This is a genomic window from Nocardioides bizhenqiangii, assembly GCF_034661235.1.
Lineage (GTDB): Bacteria > Actinomycetota > Actinomycetes > Propionibacteriales > Nocardioidaceae > Nocardioides > Nocardioides bizhenqiangii.
The window spans coordinates 2,178,175-2,194,696 of record NZ_CP141059.1; the positions used below are offsets into that span (position 1 = coordinate 2,178,175).

Annotated in this window: 15 protein-coding genes; all 15 read left to right on the top strand. The window is 71.4% G+C overall.

The window, feature by feature from the left end:
* Positions 1 to 5 precede the first annotated feature (5 nt).
* The 15 genes from pyrR to def all read left to right on the top strand — a co-directional run bounded on the left by pyrR (position 6) and on the right by def (position 16,373).
* The gene (gene pyrR, locus SHK19_RS10480; RefSeq protein WP_322938612.1) at positions 6 to 593 is read left to right on the top strand and encodes a bifunctional pyr operon transcriptional regulator/uracil phosphoribosyltransferase PyrR; all 588 of its coding nucleotides are present in this window, start codon (positions 6 to 8) and stop codon (positions 591 to 593) included.
* Positions 590 to 1,540, top strand: coding sequence for an aspartate carbamoyltransferase catalytic subunit (locus SHK19_RS10485; protein ID WP_322457052.1), 951 nt, complete (start codon positions 590 to 592; stop codon positions 1,538 to 1,540). The genes pyrR and SHK19_RS10485 overlap by 4 nt, the downstream gene beginning before the upstream one ends.
* On the top strand, positions 1,537 to 2,868 hold the full coding sequence (locus tag SHK19_RS10490; RefSeq protein WP_322457051.1) for a dihydroorotase: 1,332 nt from the start codon (positions 1,537 to 1,539) through the stop codon (positions 2,866 to 2,868). The genes SHK19_RS10485 and SHK19_RS10490 overlap by 4 nt, the downstream gene beginning before the upstream one ends.
* Positions 2,868 to 3,974: a glutamine-hydrolyzing carbamoyl-phosphate synthase small subunit gene (carA, locus tag SHK19_RS10495; RefSeq protein ID WP_322457050.1), complete on the top strand. Its 1,107-nt coding sequence runs from the start codon at positions 2,868 to 2,870 to the stop codon at positions 3,972 to 3,974. Before SHK19_RS10490 ends, carA begins: the two co-directional genes overlap by 1 nt.
* The gene (gene carB, locus SHK19_RS10500; protein ID WP_322457049.1) at positions 3,974 to 7,318 is read left to right on the top strand and encodes a carbamoyl-phosphate synthase large subunit; all 3,345 of its coding nucleotides are present in this window, start codon (positions 3,974 to 3,976) and stop codon (positions 7,316 to 7,318) included. The genes carA and carB overlap by 1 nt, the downstream gene beginning before the upstream one ends.
* Entirely contained in the window at positions 7,311 to 8,384 is a 1,074-nt protein-coding gene (locus tag SHK19_RS10505; protein ID WP_322938613.1) for a quinone-dependent dihydroorotate dehydrogenase, read from the top strand. The genes carB and SHK19_RS10505 overlap by 8 nt, the downstream gene beginning before the upstream one ends.
* Positions 8,381 to 9,220, top strand: a complete 840-nt coding sequence (gene pyrF, locus SHK19_RS10510; RefSeq protein WP_322457047.1) for an orotidine-5'-phosphate decarboxylase — start codon at positions 8,381 to 8,383, stop codon at positions 9,218 to 9,220. The genes SHK19_RS10505 and pyrF overlap by 4 nt, the downstream gene beginning before the upstream one ends.
* Positions 9,217 to 9,705, top strand: a complete 489-nt coding sequence (locus SHK19_RS10515; protein WP_322457046.1) for a hypothetical protein — start codon at positions 9,217 to 9,219, stop codon at positions 9,703 to 9,705. The genes pyrF and SHK19_RS10515 overlap by 4 nt, the downstream gene beginning before the upstream one ends.
* A gap of 112 nt (positions 9,706 to 9,817) precedes the next feature.
* A complete protein-coding gene (gene mihF / locus SHK19_RS10520) occupies positions 9,818 to 10,138 on the top strand; it encodes an integration host factor, actinobacterial type (protein WP_322457045.1) in 321 nt (106 codons plus the stop codon).
* Positions 10,131 to 10,712, top strand: coding sequence for a guanylate kinase (gene gmk / locus SHK19_RS10525; protein ID WP_322938614.1), 582 nt, complete (start codon positions 10,131 to 10,133; stop codon positions 10,710 to 10,712). Before mihF ends, gmk begins: the two co-directional genes overlap by 8 nt.
* 73 nt (positions 10,713 to 10,785) lie before the next feature.
* Complete coding sequence (rpoZ, locus tag SHK19_RS10530; RefSeq protein ID WP_322457043.1) at positions 10,786 to 11,118, top strand: DNA-directed RNA polymerase subunit omega; 333 nt, start codon at positions 10,786 to 10,788, stop codon at positions 11,116 to 11,118.
* A gap of 14 nt (positions 11,119 to 11,132) precedes the next feature.
* Positions 11,133 to 12,368: a bifunctional phosphopantothenoylcysteine decarboxylase/phosphopantothenate--cysteine ligase CoaBC gene (coaBC, locus tag SHK19_RS10535; RefSeq protein WP_322938615.1), complete on the top strand. Its 1,236-nt coding sequence runs from the start codon at positions 11,133 to 11,135 to the stop codon at positions 12,366 to 12,368.
* Positions 12,369 to 12,468: 100 nt separating this feature from the next.
* Complete coding sequence (metK, locus tag SHK19_RS10540) at positions 12,469 to 13,668, top strand: methionine adenosyltransferase (RefSeq protein ID WP_322457041.1); 1,200 nt, start codon at positions 12,469 to 12,471, stop codon at positions 13,666 to 13,668.
* 86 nt (positions 13,669 to 13,754) lie between these two features.
* A complete protein-coding gene (locus tag SHK19_RS10545) occupies positions 13,755 to 15,797 on the top strand; it encodes a primosomal protein N' (RefSeq protein WP_322938616.1) in 2,043 nt (680 codons plus the stop codon).
* 30 nt (positions 15,798 to 15,827) lie between these two features.
* Positions 15,828 to 16,373 carry a peptide deformylase gene (gene def / locus SHK19_RS10550; protein WP_322938617.1) on the top strand — a complete coding sequence of 182 codons (546 nt, stop codon included), beginning with the start codon at positions 15,828 to 15,830 and terminating at the stop codon, positions 16,371 to 16,373.
* Positions 16,374 to 16,522: the final 149 nt, after the last annotated feature.

The window sequence follows — 16,522 nt, forward strand, 5'->3', positions numbered from 1 at the left end:
CGCTGATGCCTGCCGCCCCCACATCCCAGGAGCTGGGACGCACCGTTCTCGACGCCCGTGACATCGGCCGGGCGCTCACCCGGATCTCCCACGAGATCCTCGAACGCAACAAGGGCGCGGGCGATCTCGTGCTCCTCGGCATCCCGCGGCGCGGAGTGCCGCTCGCCCACCGGATCGCCGCCCGGATGGCCGCCGTCGAGGAGCACGACGTACCGGTCGGGTCACTCGACATCACCATGTACCGCGACGACCTGCGGATGAAGCCGGCACGGACCCTGCTGCACACGGAGATCCCCGGCGACGGGATCGACGGCAAGGTCGTCGTGCTCGTCGACGACGTGCTGTTCTCCGGCCGCACCATCCGGGCCGCTCTCGACGCGCTCAACGACGTCGGCCGGCCGAGTGCTGTGCAGCTGGCCGTGCTCGTGGACCGCGGGCACCGCGAGCTGCCGATCCGCGCCGACTTCGTCGGCAAGAACCTGCCGACCTCGCTCGCCGAGCGGGTGAGCGTCCGGCTCTCCGAGATGGACGACACGACCGACTCGGTGTCGATCGCGGTGCCGGCCACCGAGACCAAGGGGGAGACGGCATGAAGCGGCACCTGCTGAGCGCGGCCGACCTGACCCGCGACGACGCGGAGCTGGTCCTGACCACCGCGGCCGAGCTCCGGTCGCTCGCGGACCGGCCGATCAAGAAGCTGCCCGCCCTGCGTGGCCGCACCGTGGTCAACCTGTTCTTCGAGGACTCCACCCGCACCCGGATCTCCTTCGAGGCCGCCGCGAAGCGGCTGTCTGCCGACGTGATCAACTTCGCCGCCAAGGGCTCCAGCCTGAGCAAGGGGGAGAGCCTGAAGGACACCGCGCTCACGCTGGAGGCGATGGGTGCCGACGCGGTCGTGATCCGGCACAGCGCCAGCGGCGCGCCGCACCGGCTCGCGCACTCGGGCTGGGTGCGGTCGAGCGTCGTCAACGCCGGCGACGGCACCCACGAGCACCCCACGCAGGCGCTGCTGGACGCGTTCACCCTCTGGCGGCACCTGGGCGAGTCGAAGCCGGGCGGTCTCGAGGGCCGCCGGATCGCGATCGTCGGCGACGTGCTGCACAGCCGGGTCGCCCGCTCCAACGCGTTGCTGCTGCAGACCCTGGGCGCCGAGGTGACGCTGGTCGGTCCGCCGACACTGCTGCCGGTCGGGGTCGACAGCTGGGGCGTGGCCACGAGCTACGACCTGGACGCGGTGATCCCGAAGGTGGACGCCGTGATGATGCTGCGGGTCCAGCGCGAGCGGATGCAGGGCGGCTTCTTCCCGACCCCTCGCGAGTACTCGCGCCGCTACGGGCTGGACGGGCGCCGGATGGCGACCCTCCAGGACCACACGATCGTCATGCACCCCGGGCCGATGGTGCGCGGCATGGAGATCACCGCCGACGTCGCCGACTCGTCCCGGTCGGTGATCGTCGAGCAGGTCACCAACGGCGTCGCCATCCGCATGGCCGTCCTCTACCTCCTCCTCGGAGGATCCGAAAGCGAGAGCAGCGAGTGAGCAGCACCAATACGTCGTACCTGATCAGGAACGCGCGGATCCTCGGGGGTGAGCCGACCGACATCGTGATCGAGGACGGCAAGATCGCAGACATCGCACCGGGTCTCGATACGTCCTCGCCTAGCGGCTCGGACTACTCGACCACCGGCACCGTCGAGACCATCGACGCCGAGGGTCTGATCGCGCTCCCGGGGCTGGTGGACCTCCACACCCACCTGCGCGAGCCCGGCCGCGAGGACGCCGAGACCGTGGAGACCGGCACCCGGGCAGCCGCGATGGGCGGCTTCACCGCCGTCCACGCGATGGCCAACACCGACCCGGTCGCCGACACCGCGGGCGTCGTCGAGCAGGTGTGGCGGCTCGGCCGGGAGGCGGGCTACTGCGACGTCTACCCGATCGGCGCGGTCACCGTCGGCCTCCAGGGCGAGCGGCTGGCCGAGCTCGGTGCGATGGCCGACTCCGCGGCGCGGGTGCGGGTCTTCTCGGACGACGGCCACTGCGTCAGCGACCCGCTGCTGATGCGGCGGGCACTCGAGTACGTCAAGGCGTTCGACGGGGTGATCGCCCAGCACGCCCAGGATCCGCGGCTCACCGAGGCGGCCCAGATGAACGAGAGCGAGCTCTCGGGCCGGCTCGGGCTGGCCGGTTGGCCCGCGGTCGCGGAGGAGGCGATCATCGCCCGTGACTGCCTGCTCACCGCCCACGTCGGCTCGCGGCTGCACGTGTGCCACGTGTCGACGGCGGGCTCGGTCGAGATTGTCCGCGACGCCAAGCGCAAGGGCTGGAACGTCACGGCCGAGGCCTGCCCCCACCACCTGCTGCTGACCGACGAGCTGGCGGCGACGTACAACCCGATCTACAAGGTGAACCCGCCGCTGCGGTCGGCCTCCGACGTCGAGGCGCTCCGAGCCGGCCTGGCCGACGGCACGATCGACATCGTCGCCACCGACCACGCGCCGCACCCGCACGAGGACAAGGATTGCGAGTGGGCGGCTGCCGCGTTCGGCATGCTCGGGCTCGAGACCGCACTGTCGATCGTGCAGCACACGATGGTCGACAGCGGCCTGCTCGACTGGGCGGGCGTCGCCGAGCGGATGTCCCACGCTCCGGCGCGGATCGGCCAGGTGCCCGACCACGGCCGCCCGATCGAGGTCGGCGCCCCGGCCAACATCGTGCTCTACGACCCCGCCGCTACCAGAGTGATCGACGCCGCCGAGTCGGCGTCCCTGTCGCGGAACACCCCCTACGCGGGGATGGAGCTGCCTGGAAGGATCGAGGCGACGTTCCTGCGCGGACGGCCCACGGTTCTGGACGGAAAGCTGGTCTGATGGCGATCTTGGTGCTCGAGGACGGACGCACCTTCCACGGCGAGACCTACGGCGCCGAGGGGGAGACGTACGGCGAAGCGGTGTTCAACACCGGCATGACCGGCTACCAGGAGACGCTGACCGACCCGTCGTACCACCGGCAGGTCGTCGTCATGACCGCACCGCACATCGGCAACACCGGCGTCAACGACGAGGACCAGGAGTCCCGCCGGATCTGGGTTGCGGGCTACGTCGTCCGCGACCCCGCGCGCCGCGCCAGCAACTGGCGCTCGCGACGCTCCCTCGACGACGAGCTGCGCGCCCAGGGGGTGGTCGGGATCAGCGGGATCGACACCCGGGCGCTCACCCGGCACCTCCGCGAGCGCGGTGCGATGCGCTGCGGGATCTCCACCACCGAGACCGACCCCGACGCTTTGCTCGGGCGGGTGCGGCAGCAGCCGGAGATGAAGGGCGCCGACCTGGCCGGCGAGGTCACGGCGATGCAGCCCTACGTCGTCCCAGCGATCGGGGAGAAGCGGTTCACGGTCGCAGCCGTCGACCTGGGCATCAAGGGCATGACCCCGGCGCTGATGGCGCAGCGGGGCATCGAGGTGCACGTGCTGCCCGCGACCGCGACCATCGCGGACATCGAGGCGGTCGACCCCGACGGCGTGTTCTTGTCCAACGGTCCCGGCGACCCGGCCACCGCCGACGTCACCGTCCTGCAGGACGTGCTGGAGCGTGGGATTCCCTACTTCGGCATCTGCTTCGGCAACCAGCTGTTCGGTCGCGCGCTCGGGTTCGGCACCTACAAGCTCGTCTACGGCCACCGCGGCATCAACCAGCCGGTGATGGACCGGACCACCGGCAAGGTCGAGGTGACCGCCCACAACCACGGGTTCGCGGTCGACGCACCGCTGGACGCGGCGACGGAGACGCCGTACGGCACCGCCACCGTGAGCCACATCTGCCTCAACGACGACGTGGTCGAGGGTCTGGAGCTGCGCTCCGCCGACGGCACGCTGAAGGCGTTCTCGGTGCAGTACCACCCGGAGGCCGCCGCCGGACCGCACGACGCGGCCTACCTGTTCGACCGGTTCATGGACCTCATGGGGGACAACACCTGATGCCGAAGCGCGACGACATCAAGTCGGTCCTGGTGATCGGCTCCGGGCCGATCATCATCGGGCAGGCCTGCGAGTTCGACTACTCCGGCACCCAGGCGTGCCGGGTGCTCAAGGCCGAGGGGCTCCGGGTGGTGCTGGTCAACAGCAACCCCGCGACGATCATGACCGACCCGGAGTTCGCCGACGCCACCTACGTCGAGCCGATCACCCCGGAGTACGTCGAGAAGGTGATCGCCCGCGAGCGGCCGGACGCGGTGCTCCCGACCCTGGGCGGCCAGACCGCGCTCAACACGGCGATCGCGCTGCACGAGAACGGCGTCCTGGAGAAGTACGGCGTCGAGATGATCGGAGCCAGCTTCGACGCGATCCACCGCGGCGAGAACCGGGAGACCTTCAACGCGATCGTCGAGAAGATCGGCGGTGAGGTGGCCCGCAGCTTCGTGTGCCACTCCCTGGACGACTGCGAGAAGGCGGTCGCCGAGCTCGGCTTCCCGGTCGTCATCCGCCCGTCGTTCACCATGGGCGGCACCGGCTCCGGCATCGCCTACGACGACGAAGACCTGACGCGGATCGCGGGCGCCGGGCTCGACGCCAGCCCGACGACCGAGGTCCTCATCGAGGAGTCGATCATCGGCTGGAAGGAGTACGAGCTGGAGGTGATGCGCGACAAGGCCGACAACGTCGTCATCATCTGCTCGATCGAGAACCTCGACCCGATGGGCGTCCACACCGGCGACTCGATCACGGTGGCGCCGGCGATGACGCTGACCGACCGGGAGTACCAGCACCTGCGCGACCTGGCGATCGGCATCATCCGCGAGGTCGGGGTCGACACCGGCGGCTGCAACATCCAGTACGCCGTCAACCCGCTCGACGGCCGGGTGATCGTCATCGAGATGAACCCCCGCGTGTCGCGGTCGAGCGCGCTCGCGTCGAAGGCGACGGGCTTCCCGATCGCGAAGATCGCGGCCAAGGTGGCGATCGGCTACACGCTGGACGAGATTCCCAACGACATCACGCGCCGCGAGGACGGGCAGAGCACTCCGGCCAGCTTCGAGCCGACGCTCGACTACGTGGTCGTAAAGGTGCCGCGGTTCGCGTTCGAGAAGTTCCCCGGCGCCGATCCCACGCTGACCACGCACATGAAGTCGGTCGGCGAGGCGATGGCGATCGGCCGCAACTTCACCGAGGCGCTGCAGAAGGCGCTGCGGTCGCTGGAGGACAAGAAGGCACCGTTCGACTGGCACAAGGACTTCGACGTCGACCTCGGCTCTCCCGACACGAAACGGGCGCTGCTGGAGGAGATCCAGAAGCCGCACGACGGCCGGCTCAGGAAGGTCATGGACGCGATCCGCGCCGGTGCCACCCCGGACGAGGTCTTCGAGGCCACCGGGATCGACCCGTGGTTCGTCGACCAGCTGATGCTGATCAACGAGACCGCGCAGGACCTGATCGAGGCCGACGAGCTGACGCCGGCGCTGCTGCGCAACGCCAAGCGGCACGGGTTCTCCGACGTCCAGATCGGCAGGATCCGTGGCATGACACCCGACGTCGTCCGCGGCGTCCGGCACGCGCTGGGCATCCGACCGGTCTACAAGACCGTCGACACCTGCGCAGCGGAGTTCGCGGCGCGCACGCCTTACCACTACTCGTCCTACGACGAGGAGACCGAGGTCCAGCCACGGGACAAGCCGGCCGTCATCATCCTCGGCAGCGGCCCCAACCGGATCGGGCAGGGCATCGAGTTCGACTACTCGTGCGTGCACGCCAGCCTGGCGCTGACCGAGGTGGGCTACGAGACCGTGATGGTCAACTGCAACCCCGAGACGGTGTCCACCGACTACGACACCTCTGACCGTCTCTACTTCGAGCCGCTCACGCTCGAGGACGTGCTCGAGATCGTGCACGCGGAGGAGCAGGCCGGACCCGTCGCCGGCGTCATCTGCCAGCTCGGCGGGCAGACGCCGCTCGGGCTCGCGCAGGGGCTCAAGGACAACGGCGTCACGATCGTCGGCACCAGCCCGGAGGCGATCCACCTCGCCGAGGAGCGCGGCGCGTTCGGCCGGGTGCTGGCGGAGGCGAAGCTGATCGCACCCCAGCACGGCATGGCGACCAGCTTCGAGGAGGCCCGTGCGATCGCGGACCGGATCGGCTACCCGGTGCTGGTGCGGCCGTCCTACGTCCTGGGTGGCCGCGGCATGGAGATCGTCTACGACGACGACTCGCTGAGCGACTACATCTCCCGGGCCACCGAGGTGACCCCCGAGCACCCGGTGCTGGTCGACCGGTTCGTCGACGACGCCGTCGAGATCGACGTGGACGCCTTGTACGACGGCGAGGAGCTCTTCCTCGGCGGCGTGATGGAGCACATCGAGGAGGCCGGCATCCACTCCGGCGACTCGTCCTGCGCGCTGCCTCCGATCACGCTCGGCGACTCGGAGATCCAGCGGATCCGGGAGGCGACGCACGCGATCGCCCAGGGGGTCGGGGTGCGCGGCCTGATCAACATCCAGTTCGCGCTCGGATCCGACGTGCTCTACGTGCTCGAGGCCAACCCCCGGGCCAGCCGCACGGTCCCGTTCGTCTCGAAGGCGACCGGCACGCCGCTGGCCAAGGCCTGCGCGCGGGTGATGATGGGCGCCACCATCGCCGAGCTGCGCAAGGACGGCGTACTCCCCGCCGAGGGCGACGGCGGCACCCTGCCGGCGGACCAGCCGATCGCGGTCAAGGAGGCGGTGATGCCGTTCAACCGGTTCCGGACGCCCGACGGCCGTCAGGTCGACACCGTGCTCGGTCCCGAGATGAAGTCGACCGGCGAGGTGATGGGCCTCGACGCCGACTTCGGCACCGCCTTCGCCAAGGCGCAGGCCGGTGCCTTCGGGTCGCTGCCGCAGCCCGGCATGCACGAGGGACGACCGAGCCGGGTGTTCGTCAGCATGGCCAACCGCGACAAGCGGCACATGATCTTCCCGATCAAGGTGCTGGCCGACCACGGCTTCCAGATCATGGCGACGAAGGGCACGGCCGAGGTGCTGCGCCGCAACGGCGTCGAGACGACGATCGTCCGCAAGCACTTCGAGGGGGAGGGGCCGGCGGGGGAGAAGACCACCGTCCAGCTGATCCTCGACGGCGAGATCGACCTGGTCATCAACACCCCGCACGGCACCACGGGCGGAGGCTCGGCACGGCTCGACGGCTACGAGATCCGCACCGCCGCCGTGCGTGCGAACATCCCGTGCATCACCACGGTGCAGGGGCTGGGTGCCGCGGTGCACGGCATCGAGGCGCTCCACCGCGGCGACGTGGGTGTGAAGCCCCTGCAGGAGTGGAACGCCGGTGGGTGAGGTGCGAGCGGACCGAGCATCGAGACCCCTCGTCTACGACACCGTCTTCAAGCACGGCCTGGCCCGCCTCGACGCCGAGGTCGCCCACCACCGCACCTTCGACGCGCTGAAGGCAGCCGGTCCGGTGCTGCGCCGGGTCAGGGCTCCGCGCGGTCGGCCGATCCAGACGATGGGTCTCACCTTTCCCAACCCGCTCGGTCTGGCCGCCGGCTTCGACAAGACCGCCGAGGCGTTCGAGGAGCTGGGCGCCTTCGGCTTTGGGCACGTCGAGGTCGGCACGGTGACGGCTCTCGCCCAGCCCGGCAACCCGAAGCCGCGCCTGGTGCGCCTGCTCGACGACCGCGCCGTCGTCAACCGGATGGGCTTCAACAACGACGGCGCCGCCGCGGTCGCCCAGCGGCTCGCCACGCGCCGCCGCCGACCGGGCGGGCCGGTGCTCGGCATCAACATCGGCAAGTCGAAGATCGTCCCCGACGACGACCAGGCCGCGGTCGAGACCGACTACGAGACGTCGACCAGGCTGCTGGCGCCGCACGCCGATTACCTCGTCGTCAACGTGAGCTCTCCCAACACCCCGGGCCTGCGCAACCTGCAAGCCGTGGAGAAGCTCGCGCCGCTGCTCCAGCACGTGCGCCGGATCGCGGACCGGGCGACCGACGACGCCGGCCGGGAGCCCGTTCCGCTGCTGGTCAAGATCGCGCCGGACCTCGCCGACGACGACGTGCTCGACGTCGCCGACCTGGCCCTCGCGCAGGACCTCGCCGGCATCATTGCGACCAACACCACGACCAGCCGCGAGGAGCTGCGGTCGAAGCCCGAGCAGGTCGAGGCCGCCGGAGCCGGCGGCCTGTCCGGGGCGCCGCTGCGTGAACGTGCCACCGAGGTCGTGTCCCTGCTGCGCGGCCGGGTCGGGCCCGACCTCACCCTGATCGGAGTCGGGGGCATCTCGACACCCGACGACGCGCGCGAGCGGCTGGCCGCCGGCGCGGACCTGGTGCAGGCCTACACCGGCCTCATCTACGGCGGCCCGTTGTGGCCGCGCCGGATCTTGAAGGGCTTGCGATGACCGCACCGTTCGGCGAGCGTTTCGCGGCCGCGCTGGCGAAGCGCGGGCAGTTCTGCGTCGGCATCGACCCGCACGCCGGACTGCTCCAGGAGTGGGATCTCGACGACACGGTCGAGGGACTGGAGCGATTCGCTCTCACGGTGGTGGACGCGGTGGCGCCGTACTGCTCGGTCGTGAAGCCGCAGTCTGCCTTCTACGAGCGGTTCGGCAGCCGCGGCGTCGCGGTGCTCGAGCGGGTGATCGCCGAGTCTCGGGCCGCGGGTGCCCTGGTCCTGCTCGACGTGAAGCGGGGCGACATCGGCTCGACGTCGCAGGCGTACGCCGAGGCCTACCTCGACCCGTCCTCCCCGCTCGCCGCCGACGCGGTCACCATCAGCCCCTACCTCGGCTTCGGGTCGTTGATGCCCTTCGTCGAGGTCGCCCGAACCCATGGCGCCGGCCTGTTCGTGCTCGCCGCGACCTCCAACAAGGAGGGTCCCGAGGTGCAGGGGGCCGTCACCAACGACGACTTCGGCGGCCGGACCGTCGCGTCGACCATGCTCGCCCACCTGCGCGACCTCAACGGCGCCGTCCGGCCGCTCGGCTCCTTCGGTGCCGTCGTCGGCGCCACCATCGAGGGGACGGGCCTCGACTTCGCGATCAACGGCCCCATCCTCGCGCCCGGGTACGGCGAGCAGGGCGGCACCGCGGCCGACATCCTCCGCATCTTCGGCGACGCTGCCCGCCAGGTCGTGGCGAGCTCGTCCCGCGCCGTTCTCCGGCTCGGTCCCGACGCCGCCGCGATGGGGAACGCCGTGCACCGGGCCAACGACGAGCTGCGGAGCCTGATCGGGTGAGGCGGCGTACGACGGCTAGGCCGGCCCTCGCGGCCTGCGCCGCGGTGGCCCTGCTGGCAGTCGCCGGTTGCGGCTCCGACGAGGACGACCCCTACGCGATCCCGGAGCGGTTCGAGGCCTACTGCGAGGAGGTCGAGGCCCGACAGGTCGAGATCAGCGAGGCCCTGGCGTCGGGAGGGCAGGCCAGCGGCCTGATCCAGGCGCTGCCGAGCTTCGAGGCGCTCGCAGAGCAGGCCCCGGACGACATCGCCGACGAGTGGGAGGTCGTCATCGAGCGGATCGGCGACCTGGTCGACGCGCTCGACGCCGCCGGTGTCGACCCCGACAGCTACGACCGCCGTGATCCACCTGCCGGACTCGACGCCGAGGAGAAGGCCACGATCGACGCTGCCGCGACGGCTCTTGTCTCGGCGACGACAGCTCGTGCCATGAGCGGTGTCCAGCAGCACGCCCGCGACGTCTGCAAGACGGCGCTGGCTCTGTGAGGAGCATTCGGTATCCGGTCCGCGTTGCCCGTCCGTCGAACTCGTGACTAGGGTGGCCGCTGGGTGGCTGCTCCCGCCGCCGTCGCGATGCTCGACAGAAGGATCTGTGTACGTGGCTCTGCCTCCTCTGACTCCTGAACAGCGTCAGGCTGCCCTCGCGAAGGCGGCCGCGGCCCGTCGAGAGCGGGCCGAGGTGAAGAACCGGCTGAGGAACTCCGGCGCGTCGATCGCCGACGTGCTCGCCGAGGGTCAGCGGAACGAGGTCGTCGGCAAGATGAAGGTCATCGACCTCCTGCAGGCGGTGCCCGGTCTCGGCAAGATCCGCGCCGGACAGCTCATGGAGCGCCTCGGCATCGCCGAGTCCCGCCGGGTCCGTGGACTCGGTTCGAAGCAGGTCGCCGCCCTCGAACGGGAGTTCGCGTCGGGTGAGTGACCCGACGGCAAGCGCACAAAGCCGTCTCGTCGTACTCGCCGGTCCCACCGCCGTCGGCAAGGGCACGGTGGCGGCGGCGGTCCGTCAGGACCACCCCGAGGTGTGGATCTCGGTGTCGGCGACGACCCGCGCGCCGCGACCGGGCGAGGTCGACGGCGTGCACTACCTCTTCGTCGACGACGCCGAGTTCGACCGTCTGGTCACCGAGGACCAACTGCTGGAGTGGGCGGTCGTGCACGGGGCCCACCGCTACGGGACCCCACGGGGCCCGGTCGAGGAAGCTCTCGCCGCCGGCCGGCCGGCAATGCTCGAGATCGACCTCCAAGGCGCACGCCAGGTACGACGGACGATGCCGGAGGCGCTCTTCGTCTTCCTGAAGCCGCCGTCGTGGGACGAGCTGGTCCGCCGGCTGGTCGGCAGGGGCACCGAGAGCGACGAGGAGCGGGAGCGGCGGCTGGCCACCGCGGTGGACGAGCTGGCGGCGGAGGCCGAGTTCGACGTCACCATCGTCAACCACGAAGTTCACGATGCGGCCGCCGAGTTGGTAGCCTTGATGACGCTCGGTCGCGACTGACGTCCCCTGGGGATGTGGTGCGCCTGATCACCGAGCATTCTGTTCTCCCTACCGACCCTGTGAGGCCAACCGCGTGTCTGCCCCGAACATCGACGCCGTGGGTGTGACCAACCCGCCGATCGACGACCTGCTCAGCAAGACCGACAGCAAGTACAAGCTGGTCCTCTACAGCGCCAAGCGCGCCCGGCAGATCAACGCCTACTACTCCCAGCTCGGCGAAGGCCTCCTGGAGTACGTCGGCCCGCTGGTGGACACCCACGTCCAGGAGAAGCCGCTGTCGATCGCGCTCCGCGAGATCAACGACGACCTGCTGACCTGTGAGGACATCGACCCGGCCGAGCTCGCCGCCGAGGAGGCCGCTGCCGCAGCCGTGGCCGCCGCCTCGCGCACCGAAGCCGCAGAGTGATCTGAGCTAGGTCGATGGTGCGACCTCGCGTGGTGCTCGGGGTCTCCGGCGGCATCGCCGCCTACAAGGCCTGCGAGCTGCTGCGCCGGTTCACCGAGTCCGGGCACGACGTCACCGTCGTGCCGACGGCGGCCGCGCTGGAGTTCGTCGGCGCCCCGACCTGGGCCGCGCTGTCCGGAAAGCCGGTCGCGACCGACGTCTGGACCGACGTGCACGAGGTGCCGCACGTCCGGATCGGCCAGGAAGCAGACCTGGTCGTGGTGGCGCCGGCGACCGCCGACCTGATGGCCAAGGCCGCCCACGGGATCGCCGACGACCTGCTCACCAGCACCCTCCTGACCGCGCGCTGCCCGGTCGTCATGGCGCCCGCGATGCACACCGAGATGTGGGAGCACGCCGCCACCAGCGCCAACGTCGCCACGTTGCGGTCCCGGGGGGTGCTCGTCGTGGAACCCGCCGAGGGCCGCCTGACCGGCGCCGACACCGGCAAGGGCCGGCTGCCCGACCCGGACGAGATCTTCGAGCTGTGCCGTGACGTGCTGGAGCGGGTCTCGACCGGCGCGAGCGCGGGGATTCTCGACCTGACCGGTCGCCGGGTCGTCGTGTCCGCGGGCGGCACCCGCGAGAAGCTCGACCCGGTCCGCTTCCTGGGCAACCGTTCCTCGGGGCGGCAGGGGTACGCGCTGGCGCGTGCGGCCGCGGCCCGGGGAGCCGAGGTCACGCTCGTCGCCGCCAACGTCACCCTGCCCGACCCCGCGGGTGTGAAGGTGGTCCGCGTCGAGTCGACCGCCGAGCTGCGCGACGCCGTGCTCACGGCCGCCGCAGGCGCCGACGCCGTGGTGATGGCGGCGGCGCCGGCCGACTTCCGTCCGGTGCACCGGTCCGACACGAAGATCAAGAAGGCCGACGACGGCTCGGCCCCGGTGATCTCGCTCGAGCAGAACCCCGACATCCTCAAGGAGCTGTCGGCCCACCGGCCCGGCCCCGACACCGTGGTGGTCGGGTTCGCCGCCGAGACCGGCGACAAGAGCGGTTCCGTCCTCGACCTGGCGTGGGCCAAGCTGGCACGCAAGGGCTGCGACCTGCTCGTGGTGAACGACGTCAGCGGTGGCGCGGTTTTCGGTGCGGACGACAACGAGGCCGTTATCCTGTCCGCCGACGGCACCGCGGTCGACGTACCGCGGGGGAGCAAGGGAGCTCTCGCGCACGTCATCTGGGACCAGGTGGCCCACCGGCTGTCTCCTGAGTGAGACTGCCACGCATCACCTGCTGGTCCTCGTATCGTTGGACCGGCGGCAATCGGCCCTGATCGCCCCCGTCAAGATGCCTTATGCGAAAGCGAGATACAACGTGGCTGGACGCCTCTTCACCTCCGAGTCGGTGACCGAGGGACACCCGGACAAGATCGCAGACCAGATCAGCGACACCATCCTGGACTACCTCCTCGAGCACGACCCGACCAGCCGGGTGGCGGTCGAGACGCTGCTCACCACCGGCCTCGTCGTGGTAGCTGGCGAGGTGACCACGAGCGCCTACGCCCCGGTCGCGCAGCTGGTGCGCCAGAAGGTCCTCGAGATCGGCTACGACTCCTCGGAGAAGGGCTTCGACGGCAACTCGTGCGGCGTCCAGGTCGCCATCGGCTCCCAGTCCGCCGACATCGCGCAGGGCGTCGACGACGCCTTCGAGGAGCGCGTCGACGGCTCCGGCGACGAGCTCGACCGCCAGGGTGCCGGTGACCAGGGCCTGATGTTCGGCTACGCGTGCGACGACACGCCCCAGCTGTTCCCGCTGCCGATCAAGATCGCGCAGACCCTCGCCGAGAGGCTCACCGAGGTGCGCAAGGACGGCACGCTGCCCTACCTGCGCCCCGACGGGAAGACCCAGGTCACCATCGAGTACGACGAGGACGACCGTCCGGTGCGCATCGACGCCGTCGTGCTCTCGACCCAGCACGCCGAGGACGTCAGCCAGGACCAGCTGGCGAAGGACATCCAGGTCAACGTCATCGAGCCGGTGCTCGAGCAGTTCGAGGCCAGCGTCCCCTCGGAGGGTCACAAGCTCTTCATCAACCCGACCGGTCGCTTCGTGGTCGGTGGGCCGATGGGCGACGCCGGCCTCACCGGTCGCAAGATCATCGTCGACACCTACGGCGGCATGGCGCGCCACGGCGGCGGCGCCTTCTCCGGCAAGGACCCGTCGAAGGTCGACCGCTCGGCCGCCTACGCGATGCGCTGGGTCGCCAAGAACATCGTCGCCGCGGGCCTGGCCCGCCGTGCCGAGGTCCAGGTGGCCTACGCGATCGGCGTGGCGCACCCCGTCGGCGTCTTCGTCGAGACGTTCGGCACCGGCGTGGTCCCGGACGAGGAGATCCAGAAGGCGGTCCTCGAGGTCTTCGACCTCCGCCCGGCCGCGATCCTGCGCGACCTCGACCTGCTCCGGCCGATCTACGCCAAGACCGCCGCGTACGGCCACTTCGGCCGCGAGCTGCCCGAGTTCACCTGGGAGAGGACCGACCGCGCGGACGCCCTCAAGGCTGCCGTCGGAGTCTGATCGACCCGGCTCATCTCCACGCCGACCCGGCGCGTTCAAACGCGCCGGGTCGGCGTCGTGTCTGGCCCTGTTGGTAGACATCTGCCGTGACCCCTGACGACCGCGACGCCGCGCTGCCGGGGCTGGCACGCGCGGCGGCGCGGAAGTCGGGAGCGGCGGCGCGGGCGCGGCGGGCAAAGCAGGCAGCGGCCGCGGTCGAGCCGGCCGCTGTCGACCCGGTCGCCCGGGTGCTCGTCGACCTGCCACTGGCCCACCTCGACCGGACCTTCGACTACACCGTGCCCGCCTCGATGGCCGACCAGGCCGTCCCCGGAGCACGCGTCAAGGTGCGCTTCGCCGGTCAGGACGTCGACGGCTTCGTCGTGGAGCGAGCGGCCGAGAGCGACCACGGCGGGCGGCTGACGTCGCTGCGCCGCGTCGTCAGCGCCGAGCCGGTGCTGACCCCGGCCATCGCCACGCTGTGCCGGAGGATCGCCGAGCGCTACGCAGGCGTGAGCGCTGACGTACGACGCCTCGCGGTGCCGCCGCGGCACGCCACGACCGAGAAGCAGCCGTCGCCACCCGCCCCGCCGCTCGAGTCCCGACCCCTCGGTGGCGAGGAGCCGTGGGCGGCCTATCCCGCTGGCGCGGCCTTCCGCCACCACCTCCGCACCGGCGGCGCACCGCGCGCGGTCTGGAGCGCCGCGCCGGGCGAGGACTGGCCGCGCCGGCTCGCCGAGCTCGCCGAGGCGACGCGCGACAGCAGCCGGGGGACCGTGATCTGCGTCCCGGACCACCGCGACGTCGCTCGGGTCGATGCCGCTCTCACCGACCTGATGGGCCCCGACCACCACGTCACGCTCCAGGCCGAGGCCGGCCCAGGTCCCCGCTACCGCGACTTCCTGATGGTCAGCCGCGGCGCGCGCCGGATCGTGGTCGGCACCCGGTCCGCGGCGTTTGCCCCCGTCCACGACCTCGGCCTGGTCGTCATCTGGGACGACGGCGACGACCTCCACGCGGAGCCGCGGGCGCCGTACCCCCACACCCGCGAGGTGCTGCTGGAGCGGGCGGAGATCGAGGGCTGCGCCGCGTTGGTCGGCGGGTTCTCGCGCAGCGTCGAGGCCGACCGGCTGCTGCAGACCGGCTGGGCCAAGGAGATCTCGGCGCCGCGCCCGACCGTGCGCGACCGCGCACTGATCGGTGTGGCGGGCGCGGGTGATCGCCGCGATCCCTACGCAGGTGCCGCCCGGGTGCCCCGCGAGGCGCACGACGCGGTGCGGTGGGGGCTCGAGCGTGGCCCGGTCCTGGTGCAGACGCCGCGAGCCGGCTACGTCCTGCGCCTGGCGTGCGACCGCTGCCGCACCCCCGCCCTGTGTTCCGCCTGCACCGGACCGTTGCAGCTGACCGGCCCCACGACGCCGCCGCGCTGCCGCTGGTGCGCCACCGAGGTGCCCGGCTGGGTCTGTGCCGAGTGCGGCGGCCACGGGCTCCGAGCACCGGTCATCGGCGACGCCCGCACCGCCGACGAGCTCGGCCGTGCCTTCGCCCCGGTCCCTGTCGTCACCTCCAGCGGCGACCGGATCCGCGCCGAGGTCGACGCCGAGCGCCGGATCGTCGTCGCGACTCCCGGCGCGGAGCCGGTGGCGGCGGAGGGGTACGCCGTCGTCGTGCTCCTCGACACCTGGCTGCTGCTCGCCCGCGACAGCATGCGCGCCGCGGAGGAGGCGCTGCGACGCTGGTCCAACGCCGTCGCGCTGCTGCGACCCGGCGGCCGGGCGCTGGCCGTGGGTGAGCCGGCGACCCCGGCGCTGCAGGCGCTGGTGCGGTGGGACCAGGCCGGCTTCGCAGGACGGGAGTCCGAGGAGCGCCGCGAGGCCCGGCTGCCACCCGCCACCCTGGTCGCGACCCTCCGGGCCGCGCCCGGTGCGCTCGACGACGCGCTGACGCTGCTCGACCTGCCCGACGACGCTGACGTGCTGGGTCCGCTGGCGCCGTTGCCGGGCGCCGTCGACGAGGACGAGCGGGCAGTGCTCCGGGTGCCGCGCGCGCACGGCGCTGCGCTGTCCGCGGCGCTCGCTGAACTGCAGCGGGTGCGCTCCGCCCGCAAGCTCGACCCGGTCCGGATCCAGGTCGACCCCATGGAGATCTGAGCGCCTGACTGCACCACTAGACTCGGGCGCGTGGCCATCCGACCGATCCGCCTGTTCGGCGACCCCGTGCTCCGACGTCGGGCGATCGAGGTGGTCGACTTCGACAGCGAGCTGCGGCAGCTGGTCACCGACCTCACCGACACCATGCTCGAGGCGCCGGGCGCCGGCATCGCCGCGCCGCAGATCGGCGTCGGCCTGCGGGTCTTCACGTGGAACGTCGACGGCGAGGTCGGACACCTCATCAACCCCTCGCTCGACCTGTCCGAGGAGCTCCAGGACGGCCCCGAGGGGTGCTTGTCGCTCCCCGAGCTGACCTACGACTGCATCCGTGCGCTCTCGGTGGTCGCCACCGGCTTCAACATGTACGGCGACCCGGTGCGGATCGAGGGTTCCGAGCTGCTCGCGCGGGCGATCCAGCACGAGACCGACCACCTCGACGGGGTGCTGTTCATCGACCGCCTCGACGACGAGGCCCGGAAGGCCGCGATGCGCGAGATCCGCGAGTCGGAGTGGTTCGGGCTCGAGCGGCCGACGGTCAAGGTCTCGCCCCACAGCACCGGAGGCTTTGCCTTATGACCACCCTCCCCGCCGCCGCGACCTGCTGCGCGCCGCCCAGGACGCACGCTGGCGGCGTTGCCGTCGCTCGGAAGACGGACCAGGTATGCCATCGCTCCGGCGCCTTGCCATCGCACGCCCTGAACGGCGCTCGCGACGGCCGCGGGACG